The 16,871-nt window shown below is 54.8% G+C and carries 14 protein-coding genes; 12 read left to right on the top strand and 2 right to left on the bottom strand.

Annotated elements, in window-relative coordinates; all coding sequences use genetic code 11:
* Positions 1-159: 159 nt before the first annotated feature.
* The 3 genes from speA to AC6I8J_RS15300 all read left to right on the top strand — a co-directional run bounded on the left by speA (position 160) and on the right by AC6I8J_RS15300 (position 3,835).
* The gene (gene speA, locus AC6I8J_RS15310) at positions 160-2,136 is read left to right on the top strand and encodes a biosynthetic arginine decarboxylase (protein WP_161732632.1); all 1,977 of its coding nucleotides are present in this window, start codon (positions 160-162) and stop codon (positions 2,134-2,136) included.
* Positions 2,137-2,306: 170 nt separating this feature from the next.
* The gene (speB, locus tag AC6I8J_RS15305; protein ID WP_161732630.1) at positions 2,307-3,227 is read left to right on the top strand and encodes an agmatinase; all 921 of its coding nucleotides are present in this window, start codon (positions 2,307-2,309) and stop codon (positions 3,225-3,227) included.
* A 197-nt stretch (positions 3,228-3,424) separates the two neighbouring features.
* Positions 3,425-3,835, top strand: a complete 411-nt coding sequence (locus AC6I8J_RS15300; protein WP_161732628.1) for a YidB family protein — start codon at positions 3,425-3,427, stop codon at positions 3,833-3,835.
* Between the two features lie 64 nt (positions 3,836-3,899).
* Here the strand turns inward: AC6I8J_RS15300 and loiP are convergent, their stop codons facing one another.
* The gene (gene loiP / locus AC6I8J_RS15295; protein ID WP_497825539.1) at positions 3,900-4,655 is read right to left on the bottom strand and encodes a metalloprotease LoiP; all 756 of its coding nucleotides are present in this window, start codon (positions 4,653-4,655) and stop codon (positions 3,900-3,902) included.
* A gap of 271 nt (positions 4,656-4,926) precedes the next feature.
* Here loiP and tkt point away from each other — a divergent pair, with 271 nt between their 5' ends.
* From tkt to AC6I8J_RS15260, 7 genes are all read left to right on the top strand, one after another.
* On the top strand, positions 4,927-6,921 hold the full coding sequence (tkt, locus tag AC6I8J_RS15290; RefSeq protein ID WP_161732624.1) for a transketolase: 1,995 nt from the start codon (positions 4,927-4,929) through the stop codon (positions 6,919-6,921).
* Between the two features lie 314 nt (positions 6,922-7,235).
* Complete coding sequence (gene epd / locus AC6I8J_RS15285) at positions 7,236-8,255, top strand: erythrose-4-phosphate dehydrogenase (RefSeq protein WP_161732622.1); 1,020 nt, start codon at positions 7,236-7,238, stop codon at positions 8,253-8,255.
* Positions 8,256-8,306: 51 nt separating this feature from the next.
* Positions 8,307-9,470 (top strand): phosphoglycerate kinase, encoded by a 1,164-nt coding sequence (gene pgk / locus AC6I8J_RS15280; RefSeq protein WP_033733685.1) that lies wholly within the window; start codon positions 8,307-8,309, stop codon positions 9,468-9,470.
* A gap of 104 nt (positions 9,471-9,574) precedes the next feature.
* Positions 9,575-10,654, top strand: a complete 1,080-nt coding sequence (fbaA, locus tag AC6I8J_RS15275; RefSeq protein ID WP_013358958.1) for a class II fructose-bisphosphate aldolase — start codon at positions 9,575-9,577, stop codon at positions 10,652-10,654.
* A 192-nt stretch (positions 10,655-10,846) separates the two neighbouring features.
* Entirely contained in the window at positions 10,847-11,728 is an 882-nt protein-coding gene (gene mscS, locus AC6I8J_RS15270) for a small-conductance mechanosensitive channel MscS (protein WP_161732618.1), read from the top strand.
* 124 nt (positions 11,729-11,852) lie between these two features.
* Entirely contained in the window at positions 11,853-12,476 is a 624-nt protein-coding gene (gene argO / locus AC6I8J_RS15265) for an arginine exporter ArgO (RefSeq protein ID WP_161732616.1), read from the top strand.
* A 143-nt stretch (positions 12,477-12,619) separates the two neighbouring features.
* Positions 12,620-13,342: an oxidative stress defense protein gene (locus tag AC6I8J_RS15260; protein WP_150014177.1), complete on the top strand. Its 723-nt coding sequence runs from the start codon at positions 12,620-12,622 to the stop codon at positions 13,340-13,342.
* A gap of 32 nt (positions 13,343-13,374) precedes the next feature.
* Here the strand turns inward: AC6I8J_RS15260 and AC6I8J_RS15255 are convergent, their stop codons facing one another.
* The gene (locus tag AC6I8J_RS15255; protein ID WP_010248822.1) at positions 13,375-14,280 is read right to left on the bottom strand and encodes a LysR family transcriptional regulator ArgP; all 906 of its coding nucleotides are present in this window, start codon (positions 14,278-14,280) and stop codon (positions 13,375-13,377) included.
* Between the two features lie 182 nt (positions 14,281-14,462).
* Here AC6I8J_RS15255 and rpiA point away from each other — a divergent pair, with 182 nt between their 5' ends.
* Positions 14,463-15,122, top strand: a complete 660-nt coding sequence (gene rpiA / locus AC6I8J_RS15250; protein WP_010248819.1) for a ribose-5-phosphate isomerase RpiA — start codon at positions 14,463-14,465, stop codon at positions 15,120-15,122.
* A 279-nt stretch (positions 15,123-15,401) separates the two neighbouring features.
* A complete protein-coding gene (serA, locus tag AC6I8J_RS15245; RefSeq protein WP_161732614.1) occupies positions 15,402-16,640 on the top strand; it encodes a phosphoglycerate dehydrogenase in 1,239 nt (412 codons plus the stop codon).
* The last annotated feature ends 231 nt before the right edge of the window (positions 16,641-16,871 follow it).

Raw genomic sequence — 16,871 nt, 5'->3', positions numbered from 1 at the left:
ATGGCCAGGGTGTTTTACACTTAACTCTCATGCGTGAATCGCGCTGACGGCGATGTCAGGTGAACAGGACAGTGCATTTAATGTGGCAACAGGTTTTCAGATTAGCGGCCATAAAGCCGGTTAACAGTTCTATCTTTCAACGGAAAATTGAGGTTCGCGATGTCTGACGACATGAAGAATATCAAAGGTTCGTCAGCTGGCGAACAGGGTACACTCCGCTCCATGCAGGAGGTTGCAATGAACGATCAGGATGCGAGCAAAATGTTGCGTACGTACAACATCGCCTGGTGGGGCAACAACTATTACGACGTTAACGAACTGGGCCACATCAGTGTCTGCCCCGATCCGGATCGTCCGGATGTGCGCGTCGATTTAGCCCGCCTGGTGAAAGAGCGCGAAGCCCAGGGTCAGCGTCTGCCTGCCTTATTCTGCTTCCCGCAGATCCTGCAGCATCGTCTGCGTTCGATTAACGCCGCCTTTAAACGTGCACGTGAATCCTACGGTTACAAGGGCGACTACTTCCTGGTTTACCCGATTAAAGTTAACCAGCATAAACGCGTGATTGAGTCGCTGATCCACTGTGGCGAGCCGCTTGGGCTGGAAGCAGGTTCCAAAGCAGAGCTGATGGCGGTGCTGGCGCACGCCGGACAGACCCGCTCGGTGATCGTCTGTAACGGCTATAAAGACCGTGAATATATTCGTCTGGCGCTGATCGGCGAGAAGATGGGCCACAAGGTCTATCTGGTGCTTGAGAAGATGACAGAAGTACGGTTGGTGCTGGAAGAAGCGGAGCGTCTGAATGTGGTGCCGCGTCTCGGTATCCGTGCGCGTCTGGCTTCACAGGGCTCCGGTAAATGGCAGTCGAGCGGCGGCGAAAAGTCGAAGTTTGGTCTGTCCGCGACCCAGGTGCTGAAGCTGGTTGAGATCATGCGTGAAGCAGGTCGCATCGACAGCCTGCAGCTGCTGCACTTCCATCTGGGTTCGCAGATGTCCAACATCCGCGACATCGCCACCGGTGTGCGCGAGTCGGCGCGCTTCTACGTCGAACTGGCGAAGCTGGGCGTCAACATCAAATGTTTCGACGTCGGCGGCGGTCTGGGCGTCGATTACGAAGGCACACGCTCGCAGTCTGACTGCTCGGTCAACTATGGCCTGAATGAGTACGCTAACAATGTGATCTGGGCGATTGGCGCTGCCTGTGATGAGCACGGTCTGGACCATCCGACGGTGATCACTGAGTCCGGTCGTGCCGTGACCGCGCACCATACGGTGCTGGTCTCCAACATCATCGGTGTGGAGCGTAACGAGTTCAGCGAACCCGAAACGCCGGATGCGGATGCGCCGCGCCCGATCCTCAGCATGTGGGAAACCTGGCAGGAGATGCACGAGCCGGACACCCGTCGTTCGCTGCGTGAATGGCTGCATGACAGCCAGATGGATCTGTCTGATATTCACACAGGCTATGCGTCCGGCACTTACGATCTCAAACAGCGTTCATGGGCTGAGCAGCTCTATCTGAGCATCTGTCACTACATTCAGCAGCATCTTGATCCCAGCAACCGTGCGCACCGTCCGATCATTGACGAACTGCAGGAGCGGATGGCGGATAAGATCTACGTTAACTTCTCGCTGTTCCAGTCAATGCCGGATGCATGGGGTATCGATCAGCTGTTCCCGGTCCTGCCGCTGGAAGGGCTGAACAAGAAACCAGAGCGCCGCGCCGTGTTGCTCGACATCACCTGTGACTCTGATGGCACCATCGATCACTACGTCGATGGCGACGGTATCGCCACCACTATGCCGATGCCGCAATATGATGTTGATAACCCGCCGATGCTGGGCTTCTTTATGGTGGGTGCTTATCAGGAAATCCTGGGCAACATGCACAACCTGTTCGGTGACACCGAGGCGGTGGATGTTTACGCGCGCGAAAATGGCGAAGTAGAAGTGCAGCTTTCTGATGAAGGCGACACCGTGGCTGATATGCTGCGTTACGTGCAGCTGGATCCTAACGAGCTGATGGCGCTGTTCCGCAATCAGGTGCAGGCGTCCGATCTTGACGACGAGCTGCGCGCTCAGTTCCTGGAAGAGTTTGAGAGCGGCCTCTACGGATACACCTATTTGGAAGATGAGTAACCGGCCCCGGCAGCCCGTAATCGCATATTGCAGTTGCCGTTAACTATGTCGATAATCTGAACCACTCAATCCCTTCCTCGTCGGGCCTAACGACGCGGAGGGGATTTTTTTCATCTCAACCTTAATGGCTTGCGGGCCTGGCCCGACTTACGCACATAGAGAGAGCAATTATGTATAACACGCTTGGCAATCAGTACGACAACTCCCTGGTTTCTAACGCCTTTGGCTTCATGCGTTTTCCGCTGAATTTCCAGCCTTACGACAGCGACGCCGAGTGGGTTATCACCGGCGTGCCGTTTGATGCCGCCACTTCTGGTCGTCCGGGCAGCCGCCTCGGTCCGGGCGCAATCCGCCAGATCTCTACTAATCTGGCCTGGGAAGGCTGCCGCTGGCCGTGGGATTTCGATCTGCGTCAGCGTCTGAACGTCGTCGACTGTGGCGATTTGGTTTACGCCTTCGGCGACTCGCAGGATCTCTCAGACAAGTTACAGGCCCATGCTGAAAAACTGCTGGCCAATGGCAAGCGCATGATGACCTTTGGCGGTGACCACTACGTCACGCTGCCCCTGCTGCGCGCTCATGCAAAACACTTCGGCAAGATGGCGCTGGTGCATTTTGATGCCCATACCGACACCTACTCCAACGGCCCGACCTTTGACCACGGCACCATGTTCTTTACCGCGCCGAAAGAAGGCCTGATTGATCCACAGCATTCCGTGCAGATTGGTATCCGTACCGAGTTCGACAAGAGCCTGGGCTTCAACGTGCTGGATGCGGCACAGGTCAATGACCGCAGCGTTGACGATATCCTCGCCGAAGTAAAACGCACCGTCGGCGATCTGCCTGTTTATCTGACCTTCGATATCGACTGTCTGGACCCGGCCCATGCGCCTGGCACCGGCACACCGGTCATTGGCGGCCTGACCACTGATAAAGCGACCAAGCTGATTCGTGGCCTTCAGGGCATGAACATTGTTGGCATGGATCTGGTAGAAGTGGCACCGGGTTACGATCATGCGGATCTGACTGCACTGGCGGCGGCGACGCTGGCGCTGGATATGCTGCATGTTCAGGCTGCGAACAAAGGCTAATTCCGTCTCTGATAAGAGAAGCCTGCCGGGTTTGCCTGGCTGGCATTGCGCCGCTAAGTGAGGCGGCGCAATGCCAACAACTCTGCCCATCCGCTTTTCGCCTTCAGCTTGTCCCCTTTGATAGCGCACGCACATCAGGCGTAACCGCGCATCAGCAACTAAACTGACGGATATCAATTCTCAACGTGGAGGCAATTATGGGCTTTCTGGATGAACTGGCGGGAGCGCTGCAGGGCAACCAGAGTGACGGGCATCTGCCCGGACAGTTGCAGGCGGTCTGGCACTGGGTACAGGAGCAGGGCGGCATCGAAGTGCTGCTGCAAAAATTCCAGCAGGGCGGGCTGGGTGAGGTATTTGGTTCGTGGATCGGCACCGGGACGAATCAGCCGGTAGAACACAGCGACATCCACACAGCGTTTGGTGAGGCGGAACTGCAGTCACTGGCAGATAAGCTGGGAACCGACGTGAAGGGCGCCGCAGGCACGCTGGCGGTTATTCTGCCGCAGCTGATCGATAAGATGTCACCTCAGGGGCACATGGATGAAGCATCGCTGCACGAGAACAAACTCGATTTAGGTTCGATGGTGGATCAGATATTCAAGCGTTAGGTCAGTGATGTTGACCTGATACGCCTTACAGGCGCATGCACCGTACATGCGCCTGACGTCTCTATTACTTCGCGTCAGCGGCAATACGCTCACGGATGTGCCCGGCGCGCGCTTCAGAAGCAGGGTGCGAGTCAAACATCGAACTCTGACGTCCCTGTTCCAGTTTCGCCAGTTTCTCAAAGCTGGTCACCAGGCCTTCCGGATTGATATTGCGCTTCTTCATCAAATCGTAGGAGTAGTCATCCGCCTGCGATTCCTGCGTCTGTGAGAACTGTGCATTTACCAGTTTTTCACCCATTTCACCCAGCTGCGACTGAGACAGTGAACCGATCACGCCGCCCACGGAGGCCGCTGCCGTGCGGGCTGCGGTCGTGGCATACGCCAGCTGCATTGCCTTGCGCGTATGACCTAACGCCACGTGACCCATCTCATGGCCCAGGACGCCTTCCACTTCATTATCGGTCATCATATCCATCAGGCCGCTGTAAACGCGGATACAGCCGTTTGCCATTGCCCAGGCGTTGACATCTTTGGTCTGATAAACCTTGTAGTTCGCCGGAACGCCGTTGATGTTGTCGCCCAGCGCGGCGGCGATCTTGTTCAGGCGCTGCTGATACTCACTGCCTGCAGGCGCAACCTGATTATCTTTGTCCATCTGCTCACAGGATTTATCACTGAGCTGCTTAACCTGATCGTCGCTCAGGGAATAAGCCTGATACGCCTGCGCGCCCGACTTCATCAGCGCATTATTGTCTAAACCCTGACAGCCACTGAGTAGCGTTGCCAGCCCAAGCGCTAACACCATTTTTTTGATTTTCATGCTGTATCCCATTCATAACAAGGTAAGAAAAACAAACACCTGAAACTCAGACAGGTGAATAAACGATTTGGTTATAGCGTGCCAGTCTGCACTTTGCTAGCAGAGTTGGCTGGAAAAGCCATACGAAGCGGCTGCATTTAGCGTTTTACAGCATGTACTTTTGCCCCGTTTCTCATGTACATTGATGGGCAACTTTTTCCTTGTTTTGCCCGGTAACTCATTAATAACAATCAGTTAAGGTGCGAAGCATTAATCCGACCTGGAGTAGAAAATGCCCTCTCGTAAAGAGCTTGCCAACGCCATTCGTGCGTTAAGTATGGATGCAGTACAGAAAGCGAAATCGGGACATCCGGGTGCCCCAATGGGCATGGCGGACATCGCTGAAGTACTCTGGCGCGGCTACCTGAACCACAACCCAACCAACCCGCTGTGGGCCGACCGCGACCGTTTCGTCCTCTCTAACGGCCACGGCTCCATGCTGATCTACAGCCTGCTGCACCTGACCGGCTACGATCTGCCACTGAGTGAACTGGAAAACTTCCGCCAGCTGCACTCAAAAACTCCAGGTCATCCGGAATATGGCTACACCGTGGGCGTTGAAACCACTACCGGCCCGCTGGGGCAGGGCATCGCAAACGCAGTCGGCTTCGCCATTGCAGAGCGCACGCTGGCCGCACAGTTCAACCGTCCGGGTCATGACATCGTAGACCACAACACCTATGTCTTCATGGGTGATGGCTGCATGATGGAAGGTATCTCGCACGAAGTCTGCTCGCTGGCGGGTACGCTGAAGCTGGGCAAACTGGTTGCGTTCTATGATGACAACGGCATCTCTATCGACGGTCACATTGATGGCTGGTTCACCGATGACACCGCGAAGCGCTTTGAAGCGTACGGCTGGCACGTGGTGCGGGGCGTTGATGGTCACGATGCGGATGCAATTGCTAAAGCGATCGACGAAGCGAAAAGCGTCAGCGACAAGCCTTCACTGCTGATGTGCAAAACCGTTATCGGCTTTGGTTCACCCAACAAAGCAGGTACACATGATTCACACGGCGCACCGCTGGGTGATGATGAAGTGGCTCTGACCCGCAAACAGCTGGGCTGGAACCACGCACCATTCGTTATTCCTTCTGACATCTACGCTGAGTGGGACGCGAAAGAAGCGGGCCAGGCGAAAGAATCTGCATGGGATAAGAAATTCGCTGCGTATGCGCAGGCACATCCTGAACTGGCTGCCGAGTTTAAACGTCGCGTCAGCAACGAACTGCCCGCTAACTGGCAGGAAGAGTCACAGAAGTTCGTTGAGCAGCTGCAGGCGAACCCGGCGAAGATCGCCAGCCGTAAAGCCTCACAGAACGCTATCGAAGCTTTCGGTAAAATTCTGCCGGAATACCTGGGCGGCTCAGCCGACCTAGCACCGAGCAACCTGACTATCTGGTCTGGCTCCAAGCCAATCAACGAAGATGCAGCGGGTAACTACATCCATTACGGCGTGCGCGAGTTCGGTATGACCGCTATCGCTAATGGCCTGGCGCTGCATGGCGGCTTCCTGCCGTACACCGCGACCTTCCTGATGTTCGTTGAATATGCGCGTAATGCAGCGCGTATGGCGGCACTGATGAAGATCCGTCAGATCATGGTCTACACCCACGACTCTATCGGTCTGGGCGAAGACGGTCCGACGCATCAGCCGGTTGAGCAGATGGCGAGCCTGCGTACCACACCAAACATGAGCCTGTGGCGTCCCTGTGACCAGGTTGAATCTGCCGTGGCGTGGAAATATGCCATTGAGCGTAAAGATGGCCCGACGGCACTGATTTTCTCTCGTCAGAACCTGGCGCAGCAGGAACGTGATGCTGCGCAGCTGGCTAACGTGGCACGTGGCGGTTATGTGCTGAAAGATTGCGACGGCACACCTGAGCTGATCCTGATCGCCACCGGTTCAGAAGTTGAACTGGCTGTCGGTGCATGGGACAAACTCACCAGCGAAGGCCGCAAAGTGCGCGTGGTCTCTATGCCGTCAACGGATGCTTTCGACAAGCAGAGCGATGAATACCGCGAATCTGTACTGCCGAAAGCGATCAGCGCGCGCGTCGCTATCGAAGCGGGCATTGCGGATTACTGGTTCAAATACACTGGCCTGAACGGCGCTATCGTGGGTATGACCAGCTTCGGCGAATCTGCACCTGCGGATCAGCTGTTTGAACTGTTTGGCTTCACCGTTGACAACGTGGTCGCGAAAGCGAAGGCGCTGCTGGCGTAAAAACCGCCCGGGCGGGTCTGTTCCCGTCTGGCAGCGAAATAAGAGGGACGAAATTTTCATCCCTCTTATTTATTATTCCTCCAGTAATAACTGACAATGGCTCGAATTTGTGACGCAGATCCAAATTTAAGCAGTCGGATTGATCACAATCATTCCTGTTATTCCTTCCTTCTATTATTGTGGCTGAACCGTTTCAGTTGCCGTGCAGACCGCCCTGATTTCGGACAATGCCGGGTAAGAATCTCCTGTACAAAATGCAGTGAAACGCTCAGGCTAACGGCACGTTTTTTTCAGTCTGACGTGGCAGGAGAGAAATGACGGTACGGGTAGCGATAAATGGTTTTGGCCGGATTGGACGCAACGTCCTGCGCGCGCTCTATGAAACGGGCCGACGCGCAGAGATCACTGTGGTCGCCATTAACGAGCTGGCAGAAGCCACCGGTATGGCACACCTGCTGAAATACGATACCAGCCATGGCCGTTTTGCTTTCGATGTCCGTCAGGAGCGCGATGTGATGTGGGTGGGGGGGGATACCCTGCGTATTTTGCACCGTGCAGACATTACCGATTTGCCCTGGCGTGAACTCGACGTGGATGTGGTGCTGGACTGCACCGGCGTCTATGGCTCGCGGGCTGATGGCGAAGCGCATCTGCAGGCGGGCGCTAAAAAAGTGCTGTTCTCTCATCCCGGTGGCAACGATCTCGACGCCACGGTGGTGTATGGCGTTAACCAGCAGGCACTGACCGCCAGCGACCGCATCGTTTCCAACGCCTCCTGTACGACGAACTGCATTATTCCGGTGATTAAGCTGCTGGATGATGCGTTTGGAATCGAATCCGGTACCGTCACTACGATCCACTCGGCGATGCACGATCAGCAGGTGATCGACGCCTATCACAGCGATCTGCGCCGCACACGCGCAGCCAGTCAGTCGATCATTCCAGTGGATACACGTCTGGCGGCCGGCATTACCCGTATTTTTCCGAAATTCAACGATCGCTTTGAGGCAATAGCCGTTCGCGTCCCGACGATTAACGTGACGGCCATTGATCTCAGCGTTTCTGTGCATAACGCGGTGACAGCGTGTGATGTTAACACCCTGTTGCGGAGCGCGGCAGAAGGGGCATTTCGTGGTATAGTTGACTATACGGAATTACCGTTAGTCTCAGTAGATTTTAACCATGATCCGCACAGTGCCATTGTGGATGGAACACAAACGCGGGTCAGCGGTCAACACCTTATCAAGACCCTGGTCTGGTGTGACAACGAATGGGGCTTTGCTAACCGAATGCTCGACACGACGTTAGCGATGGCCGCAAGCGGTTTCAGGTAAGACGCGGTTTGCGTCTGGCAAAACTTATGAGAATCAACGAGAGGGTTCACCATGTCTGTAATTAAGATGACCGATCTGGATCTGGCTGGCAAACGCGTTCTGATCCGTGCCGATCTGAACGTACCAGTTAAAGAAGGTAAAGTGACGTCTGATGCACGTATCCGTGCTTCTCTGCCAACCATTGAAGCGGCGTTGAAACAGGGCGCGAAAGTAATGGTTACCTCCCACCTGGGTCGTCCGACCGAAGGTGAGTACAACGAAGAGTTCTCGCTGCTGCCGGTAGTTAACTACCTGAAAGAGAAGCTGAGCGGCACCAATGTGACCCTGGCAAAAGATTACCTCGATGGTGTTGAAGTCGGCGCTGGCGAACTGGTGGTGCTGGAAAACGTTCGCTTTAACAAAGGCGAAAAGAAAGACGACGAAGCGCTGTCTAAAAAATATGCTGCGCTGTGCGACGTATTTGTGATGGACGCCTTTGGTACTGCGCACCGTGCGCAGGCGTCTACCCACGGCGTCGGCAAATTTGCCCCTATCGCCTGTGCTGGCCCGCTGCTCTCTGCGGAACTGGAAGCGCTGGGTAAAGTCATGAGCAACCCGGAGCGTCCGCTGGTGGCTGTCGTTGGCGGTTCTAAAGTCTCTACCAAATTTGACGTGCTGCAGTCTCTGGTCAAAATCGCGGACACCGTGATTGTGGGCGGCGGCATCGCGAACACCTTCGTCGCTATCGACAACAAAGTCGGTAAATCACTCTATGAACCCGACTTCGTTGAAGCAGCCAAAGGCCTGCGTGATCAGCACGGCATCCCGGTTCCGACTGACTCACGCGTCGGCACAGAATTCTCTGAAACTGCGCCAGCGACCGTGAAAAAGGTTTCGGAAGTGGCGGATAACGAAGAGATTATGGACTTCGGTGACGAAACTGCACAGGCAATGGCTGCTATCCTGAAGGATGCTAAAACCATTCTGTGGAACGGCCCGGTGGGCGTATTTGAGTTCCCTAACTTCCGTAAAGGCACCGAGATCGTGGCTAACGCCATTGCAGACAGCGATGCCTTCTCTGTTGCTGGCGGCGGCGATACCTTAGCGGCTATCGACCTGTTCGGCATTGAAGACAAAATTTCCTACATCTCTACCGGCGGCGGCGCGTTCCTTGAGTTCGTGGAAGGCAAAAAACTGCCTGCAGTTGCTATGCTGGAAGAGCGTGCTAAGCAGTAATCCTTTGGGGGCGATGCCCGTGGCATCGCCTGAAGTCTTGCCCGTCTGGGCGTTTAAATCGACGTTCCTCAAGGGGAACAACGGTCACGAAACAGGACACAATCATGTCTAAAATTTTTGATTTCGTAAAACCCGGCGTTGTCACTGGTGATGACGTACAGAAGATCTTCAAAGTTGCGAAAGAGAACAAATTCGCACTGCCAGCCGTAAACTGCGTCGGCACCGACTCTATCAATGCCGCACTGGAAGCCGCTGCGAAAGTTAAAGCGCCAATCATTATCCAGTTCTCTAACGGCGGTGCTGCATTTATCGCGGGTAAAGGCTTCAAGACTGATAAACCACAGGGCGCGGCCATTTTCGGCGCTATCGCGGGTGCACACCATGTTCACCTGATGGCTGAGCAGTATGGTGTGCCGGTTATCCTGCACACTGACCACTGTGCCAAGAAACTGCTGCCATGGATCGACGGTCTGCTGGACGCAGGTGAAGAGTATTTCCAGAAAAACGGTAAACCACTGTTCTCTTCTCATATGATCGATCTGTCAGAAGAGTCTCTGGAAGAGAACATCGAGATCAGCAGCAAATACCTGGCGCGCATGGCGAAACTGGACATGACGCTGGAAATCGAACTGGGCTGCACCGGTGGTGAAGAAGATGGCGTGGATAACAGCCACATGGACGCATCTGCGCTCTACACCCAGCCAGAAGATGTGAACTACGCGTACGAAAAACTGCATGCGATTAGCCCGCGCTTCACCATTGCGGCCTCATTCGGTAACGTGCACGGCGTTTACAAACCAGGTAACGTGAAACTGACCCCAACCATTCTGCGTGATTCGCAGAAATATGTGTGTGAAAAACATGGCCTGCCGCACAACGCGCTGGACTTCGTTTTCCACGGCGGTTCAGGTTCTTCAGCTGCAGAAATTGAAGAGTCTATCAGCTACGGCGTGATCAAGATGAACATCGATACCGACACCCAGTGGGCAACTTGGGACGGCATCCTGCAGTACTACAAAAAGAACGAAGGCTATCTGCAGTCGCAGCTGGGTAACCCGGAAGGCGACGACAAGCCAAACAAAAAATACTACGACCCACGCGTCTGGCTGCGTTCTGCCCAGGCCTCTATGGTCGTGCGTCTGGAGCAGGCTTTCAAAGAGCTGAACGCTGTCGACGTGCTGTAACTGACATACAGTTATCGTACAAAAAAGGCCCGAAAGGGCCTTTTTTTTGACCTTTTTTTGTCAGGTTTGTGTCAAAAGCCATGCAGGTTTGGCACACCGCCATTTATTGTTTACCCTTTTGTCAGGGATTGTCAGAGCGGTTCTGACAATGTGTTGTTATTTCCCCGGGAAATTTGATTACAGGATGGTTCCATGCAGGATACGGGTATGTTTGATGAGCTCAATAACGCGGGTAACTGGATAGTACGCAATCAGGAGCTGCTGATTAGCTATGCGGTAAACATTGTCGCAGCTATTGCGATTATCTTTGTGGGGATGATGATTGCACGCATCATCTCTAACACCGTTAATCGTCTGCTGCGCGCGCGTCATATTGATACGACTGTTGCTGATTTTCTGTCGGCGCTGGTGCGCTACGGTATTATCGCCTTCACGCTTATCGCGGCACTTGGGCGCATTGGTGTCCAGACAACCTCGGTCATCGCCATCCTTGGTGCAGCCGGTCTGGCTGTCGGTCTGGCATTAAAAGACTCCCTGTCAAACCTTGCTGCGGGCGTACTGCTGGTGATTTTCCGTCACTTCCGTGCCGGTGAGTTCGTTGATCTGGGTGGGATCATGGGTACGGTAATGAACGTGCAGATCTTCTCCACCACGCTCAAATCAGCCGACGGCAAGCGAGTGGTGGTGCCTAACGGTAAAATTCTTGCCGGAAACATCGTTAACTTCTCGCGTGAGCCGGTTCGCCGTAATGAATTTATCATTGGCGTCTCTTACGATGCTGATGTTGATGAGGTTCTGACGCTGTTGCGTGAAGTGGTCGACGCTGACAGTCGTGTATTGCAGGATAAAGGCGTGCAGGTTGGTCTGAATGAGCTGGCCGCTTCCTCCATGAACTTTGTGGTGCGCTGCTGGAGCAACAGCGGCGATCTGCAGGACGTCTACTGGGACCTGCTGAAGAACTTTAAGCGTGCGCTGGATGGCAAAGGGATTGGTATTCCTTATCCGCAGATGGATGTGCATCTGCACCGTGTCAGACAGTCAGACGCAACTACGCCAGAGACTCAGCCACAGTAATCTTTCAGTGGGCGGCTTCTGTCGCCCATTCATTTTGCTAATCGCAGATTAATTCTTTCAATTTCCGCTAATCATCCTCTCTCTTTATACTTCTCCTCCTCTAACGATGTGAGGAAATAATCCTGTGTTATCTCTCTATTTTCAGGGGCTTGCCCTTGGCGCCGCGCTGATTCTGCCGCTGGGCCCGCAGAACGCTTTTGTGATGAATCAGGGGGTAAAGCGTCAGTATCATCTGATGACGGCAGCCCTCTGCTCGCTGAGTGATATTCTGCTGATCTGCGGTGGGATCTTTGGCGGCAGCGCCTTGCTGAGCCAGTCTCCACTGCTGCTGATGGTGATCACCTGGGCGGGTGTAGCCTTTCTGTTGTGGTATGGCTGGGGCGCATTGCGTAACGCTTTTCGCGGCGACGCCGATCTGTCGGATGGTGAGCCATTAAAGCAGAGCAGGGGACGCATTATCGCGACGCTGCTGGCAGTGACCTGGCTCAATCCGCACGTCTATCTCGATACCTTTGTGGTGCTGGGCAGTCTTGGCGGTCAGTTGCCGACCACCACCGCGCGTCAGTGGTTTGCGCTGGGCACCATCAGTGCGTCGATCCTGTGGTTCTTTGGTCTGGCGCTGCTGGCCGCCTGGCTGTCACCACGCCTGCGCACCGCCAAAGCCCAGCGCATCATTAACCTGCTGGTGGGCGCGGTGATGTGGTTTATCGCCCTGCAACTGGCGCGCCAGGGCATTGCCGGATTTTGATCCCAACGTCGATCCGGTGCGGTTATTGCCGCGCGGAGGCCGAACTTTTGCCATAATGACCACTCAAAGCATGGCGCATACCGATGCGCTGTTGGGCTTCGCCGGTTGGAAGCCGTCATAGTACCTTTTCAAGGAGGACTTTCATGAAACTGAAAGCATTGGCTCTGGCCGCAATCATGAGCGCCGGGGCATTGCCTGGCGTATACGCTGATGAGTTACCGAACGGACCGCACGTGGTGACCTCAGGCAAGGCAACGGTCGATGCCCGTCCCGATATTGCGACGCTCTCTATCGTGGTGAACGTGTCGTCTAAAGATGCCGCAGATGCGAAAAAGCAGGCGGATAGCCGGGTTGCGCAATATTTCGATTTTCTGCAGAAAAACGGCATTGAGAAGAAAGATATCGATGCAGCTAACCTGAGCACACAGCCTGAGTACGATTACACCAAAGAGGGTAAATCGGTACTGAAAGGCTACCGCGCGGTGCGTCAGGTACAGGTCACCCTGCGTCAGCTGGATAAGCTGAACGATCTGCTGGACGGGGCGCTGAAGTCCGGTCTGAATGAGGTACGCAGCGTCGAGTTAGGCGTGGCAAACCCGGAAAGTTACAAAGAGCAGGCGCGTAAAGCCGCGATTAAAAACGCGACTCAGCAGGCATCACAGCTGGCTGAAGGCTTCAACGCGAAGCTGGGATCCATCTACAGCATTCGTTATCAGGTTGCCAACTATCAGCCGATGCCAATGAACCGCATGTATAAAGCGGCTGCCGCGGCGGATACGTCGGCGCAGGAAACCTATGATCAGCAGAGCATCAACTTTGACGATCAGGTGGATGTGGTGTTTGAGCTCAAGCCCAACACGCCATAATGCAAAACGGGGCTGATGCCCCGTTTTTGTTTTCAGGCTGCCACGTCATCCTGCCGCAGCACCCGATGTCCATGCGCAATCAGCGCATCGGTCACCCGACGCATTAACCGGCTTTCCGGCGCAAACCGATGCCAGTAGAGCATCCGCCGCTGACACAGACCCGGCGTCAAATCGATTAACTCACCGCTTGCCAGCTCACGCTCAATCTGAAGATGTGGGATCATACAGCAGGTCGAACCCTGTCGCGCCATCTGCACAAAAGCTTCAGAGGAGTTCACAATGTGACAGGGCACGCTGCCCGGTGAGAGATCAAAGTTCTGCTGCAGGAAGGCCTGATGCATATCATCAAGATGGTCAAACGCTACCGCAGGCGCTTTCAGCAGGGCAGAGCGGGTGACGCCGTTTGGGAAGAAGCGATCGGCAAAGTCGCGTGACGCCACAAACAGATAGTCGAGCGCACCGAGCTGATCCACCAGGCAACTTGGCAGCGGCTGCGGCTGAATACTCACCGCACCCACCACTTCACCCCGACGCAGACGCTCCTGAGTGCGGGTTTCATCTTCGACCTGCAGATTCAGACGCACAGGTGAATCCGCCAGTACATCTTTCAGTGCGGGCAGCAGCCAGGTCGCCAGACTGTCGGCATTGACCGCCAGCGACAGCAGCAGCGGCGTGGTGCCACTGTTCTCGTCGCCCAGCCACTCCTCTTCCAGCAATTCTACCTGATGCAGCAACGCCAGCAGTTTTTGCCCCTGTTCAGTCGGACGCGGTGGCACGGTACGTACCAGCAGCGGCTGACCAAACAGGTTCTCCAGCTGCTTGATACGCTGTGAAACCGCCGACTGGGTGATACATAACTTTTGTGCGGCACGCTCAAAGCCGCGTTCGCGGATCACTGAATCCAGCGCCTGAAGCGTTCGATAATCCGGGCGTTTCATTCTTCTTCTCTCTCCTTCAGGGTGGACGTCACTATGCCACAAAAGTGTCACCTGTGATGGCTCTCTTATTTTTTGTGGGCTGGCTTCCAAAGCGATAAATCCACGTCGGACAGCCGAGCATTTTCAGCAAGCCTTGTTTTATACTACGCGCACTTCGTTGTCGCACAGGTTTTAAACATACCATGACCCAGGATGAACTGAAAAAAGCCGTTGGCTGGGCTGCACTTGAGTACGTGCAGCCGGGCACCGTTGTTGGCGTAGGCACCGGATCCACCGCTGCCCACTTTATTGATGCGCTGGCCACAGTCAGGCATCAGATTGAAGGTGCTGTCTCCAGCTCGGATGCCTCAACCCAGAAGCTGAAGAGCCTGGGTATTCAGGTGTTCGATCTGAACGAGATTGACCTGCTGTCGGTATACGTTGATGGCGCGGATGAGATCAACCCACAGATGCAGATGATCAAAGGCGGTGGCGCAGCGCTGACGCGCGAAAAGATCGTGGCCGCAGTGGCAGAGACGTTTATCTGCATCGCTGACGCCTCAAAAGAGGTCGATGTGCTGGGGCGTTTCCCTCTGCCGGTCGAAGTGATTCCGATGGCGCGCAGTTACGTGGCGCGTCAGCTGGTGAAAATGGGTGGCTTACCTGAGTATCGTCAGAACGTGGTCACGGATAACGGCAACATTATTCTTGATGTGCATAATCTCCGCATTCTCGATCCGATTGAGCTGGAAAAAACCATCAATGCTTTGCCTGGCGTCGTGACCGTTGGCCTTTTTGCCGCGCGCGGTGCCGATATCGCATTGATCGGCGGTCCTGATGGCGTGAAAACCATCAAAAAATGATCTGTCTGGCGCTGTAAAGGCGCCGGTTATTTCTGCCTGCAAATCATCTTTTCTCGCGTCGGTGAAATTTGGTGACTTATGTCACATAACCGTCATCGACAGTAGGTTCGTTCTCTCTTCATCGCTGACCTCATGATTTTGTCCGGCAATGTGCTGCTGCCAGCCATTGCCATGCTGGCTGGCGGGCAATCGTTTGTATTGCCGGACGCGATTTTTTTGATATTTTGACAGAAGGCTGGCTTATGGTAGTCCTCATTGAATGCTGAATAGGATCGGGAAATGGCAAAGGTATCACTGGAAAAAGATAAGATTAAGTTCCTGTTGGTGGAAGGTGTCCATCAGAGCGCGCTGGAAAACCTGCGGGCTGCAGGCTATACCAACATCGAATTCCACAAGGGCGCACTGGACTCCGACGCGTTAAAAGCATCGATCCGCGATGCGCACTTCATTGGTATCCGTTCCCGCTCCCAGCTCACTGAAGAGATTTTTGCGGCGGCTGAAAAGCTGGTCGCCGTGGGCTGTTTCTGTATCGGCACCAACCAGGTTGATCTGCAGGCGGCTGCCCGCCGGGGTATCCCGGTGTTCAATGCGCCTTTCTCGAATACCCGCTCGGTGGCGGAGCTGGTCATTGGTGAGATGCTGCTGATGCTGCGTGGCATCCCGGAAGCAAACGCGAAAGCACACCGTGGCATCTGGAATAAGATTGCCAAAGGCTCATTTGAAGCGCGTGGCAAAAAGCTGGGCATCATCGGTTACGGTCATATCGGTATGCAGCTGGGCGTGCTGGCAGAAAGTCTGGGCATGCATGTTTTCTTCTACGACATTGAAAACAAGCTGCCGCTGGGTAATGCCACGCAGGTACGCCATCTTGCAGACCTGCTCAACATGAGCGACGTTGTCAGCCTGCACGTGCCGGAAACGGCCTCTACACAGGATATGATCGGTGCAGAGCAGCTGGCGCAGATGAAACCCGGTGCGCTGCTGATTAACGCCTCACGCGGTACAGTCGTGGATATTCCCGCGCTGTGTGATGCCCTGGCCAGCAAGCATGTGGGTGGTGCAGCCATCGACGTCTTCCCGACCGAGCCAGCCACCAACAGCGAGCCGTTTATCTCTCCATTGAGTGAGTTCGACAATGTGATCCTGACGCCGCACATTGGCGGATCGACAGAAGAAGCGCAGGAGAATATCGGGATTGAAGTGGCGGGCAAGCTGGCAAAATATTCCGATAACGGCTCGACTCTCTCAGCGGTCAACTTCCCGGAAGTATCACTGCCGATTCACGGTATCAGCGCCAGTCGTCTGCTGCATATCCATGAGAACCGTCCTGGCGTGCTGACGGCCATCAACCAGATTTTTGCCGAGCAGGGTATCAACATCGCCGCCCAGTATCTGCAAACTTCACCGTTCATGGGCTATGTGGTGATCGACATTGATGCAGAGCCGGAAGTGGCCGAGAACGCGCTGCAGCTGATGAAGGCGATTCCGGGTACTATCCGCGCGCGTCTGCTCTACTAAGCGCTACCAACCTGAACAGGCGCTTAGTCGCGTCTCTTCAGGTAGGTAATACAGGCTGTCGCGATTTACTGTAAGATCGAGACTGCGAAGAGAACACGGTCAGATCGGAAAGACGCAAAATCCGCCATCCCTGGCATGCCCGGCCCGCGCGATTAGGCACCTCATCCCTGAGGTGCGCCCGTAAACGGGCCAACGCTTTGCGTTGTTCAAAAACGCTCCCGGCGTTTTTGT

The organism is Pantoea sp. X-Soil-ISGK-355 (assembly GCF_059730805.1).
Note: the sequence above shows the minus strand (reverse complement) of the source record. Positions and strands in the feature narration are given on the sequence as shown.

What these genes read in the sequence shown, in the direction of transcription:
- speA (WP_161732632.1), top strand. Translation starts at nt 160, where the DNA reads ATGTCTGACGACATGAAGAATATCAAAGGTTCGTCAGCTGGCGAACAG.
- speB (WP_161732630.1), top strand. Translation starts at nt 2,307, where the DNA reads ATGTATAACACGCTTGGCAATCAGTACGACAACTCCCTGGTTTCTAAC.
- AC6I8J_RS15300 (WP_161732628.1), top strand. Translation starts at nt 3,425, where the DNA reads ATGGGCTTTCTGGATGAACTGGCGGGAGCGCTGCAGGGCAACCAGAGT.
- loiP (WP_497825539.1), bottom strand. Translation starts at nt 4,655, where the DNA reads ATGAAAATCAAAAAAATGGTGTTAGCGCTTGGGCTGGCAACGCTACTC.
- tkt (WP_161732624.1), top strand. Translation starts at nt 4,927, where the DNA reads ATGCCCTCTCGTAAAGAGCTTGCCAACGCCATTCGTGCGTTAAGTATG.
- epd (WP_161732622.1), top strand. Translation starts at nt 7,236, where the DNA reads ATGACGGTACGGGTAGCGATAAATGGTTTTGGCCGGATTGGACGCAAC.
- pgk (WP_033733685.1), top strand. Translation starts at nt 8,307, where the DNA reads ATGTCTGTAATTAAGATGACCGATCTGGATCTGGCTGGCAAACGCGTT.
- fbaA (WP_013358958.1), top strand. Translation starts at nt 9,575, where the DNA reads ATGTCTAAAATTTTTGATTTCGTAAAACCCGGCGTTGTCACTGGTGAT.
- mscS (WP_161732618.1), top strand. Translation starts at nt 10,847, where the DNA reads ATGCAGGATACGGGTATGTTTGATGAGCTCAATAACGCGGGTAACTGG.
- AC6I8J_RS15260 (WP_150014177.1), top strand. Translation starts at nt 12,620, where the DNA reads ATGAAACTGAAAGCATTGGCTCTGGCCGCAATCATGAGCGCCGGGGCA.
- AC6I8J_RS15255 (WP_010248822.1), bottom strand. Translation starts at nt 14,280, where the DNA reads ATGAAACGCCCGGATTATCGAACGCTTCAGGCGCTGGATTCAGTGATC.
- rpiA (WP_010248819.1), top strand. Translation starts at nt 14,463, where the DNA reads ATGACCCAGGATGAACTGAAAAAAGCCGTTGGCTGGGCTGCACTTGAG.
- serA (WP_161732614.1), top strand. Translation starts at nt 15,402, where the DNA reads ATGGCAAAGGTATCACTGGAAAAAGATAAGATTAAGTTCCTGTTGGTG.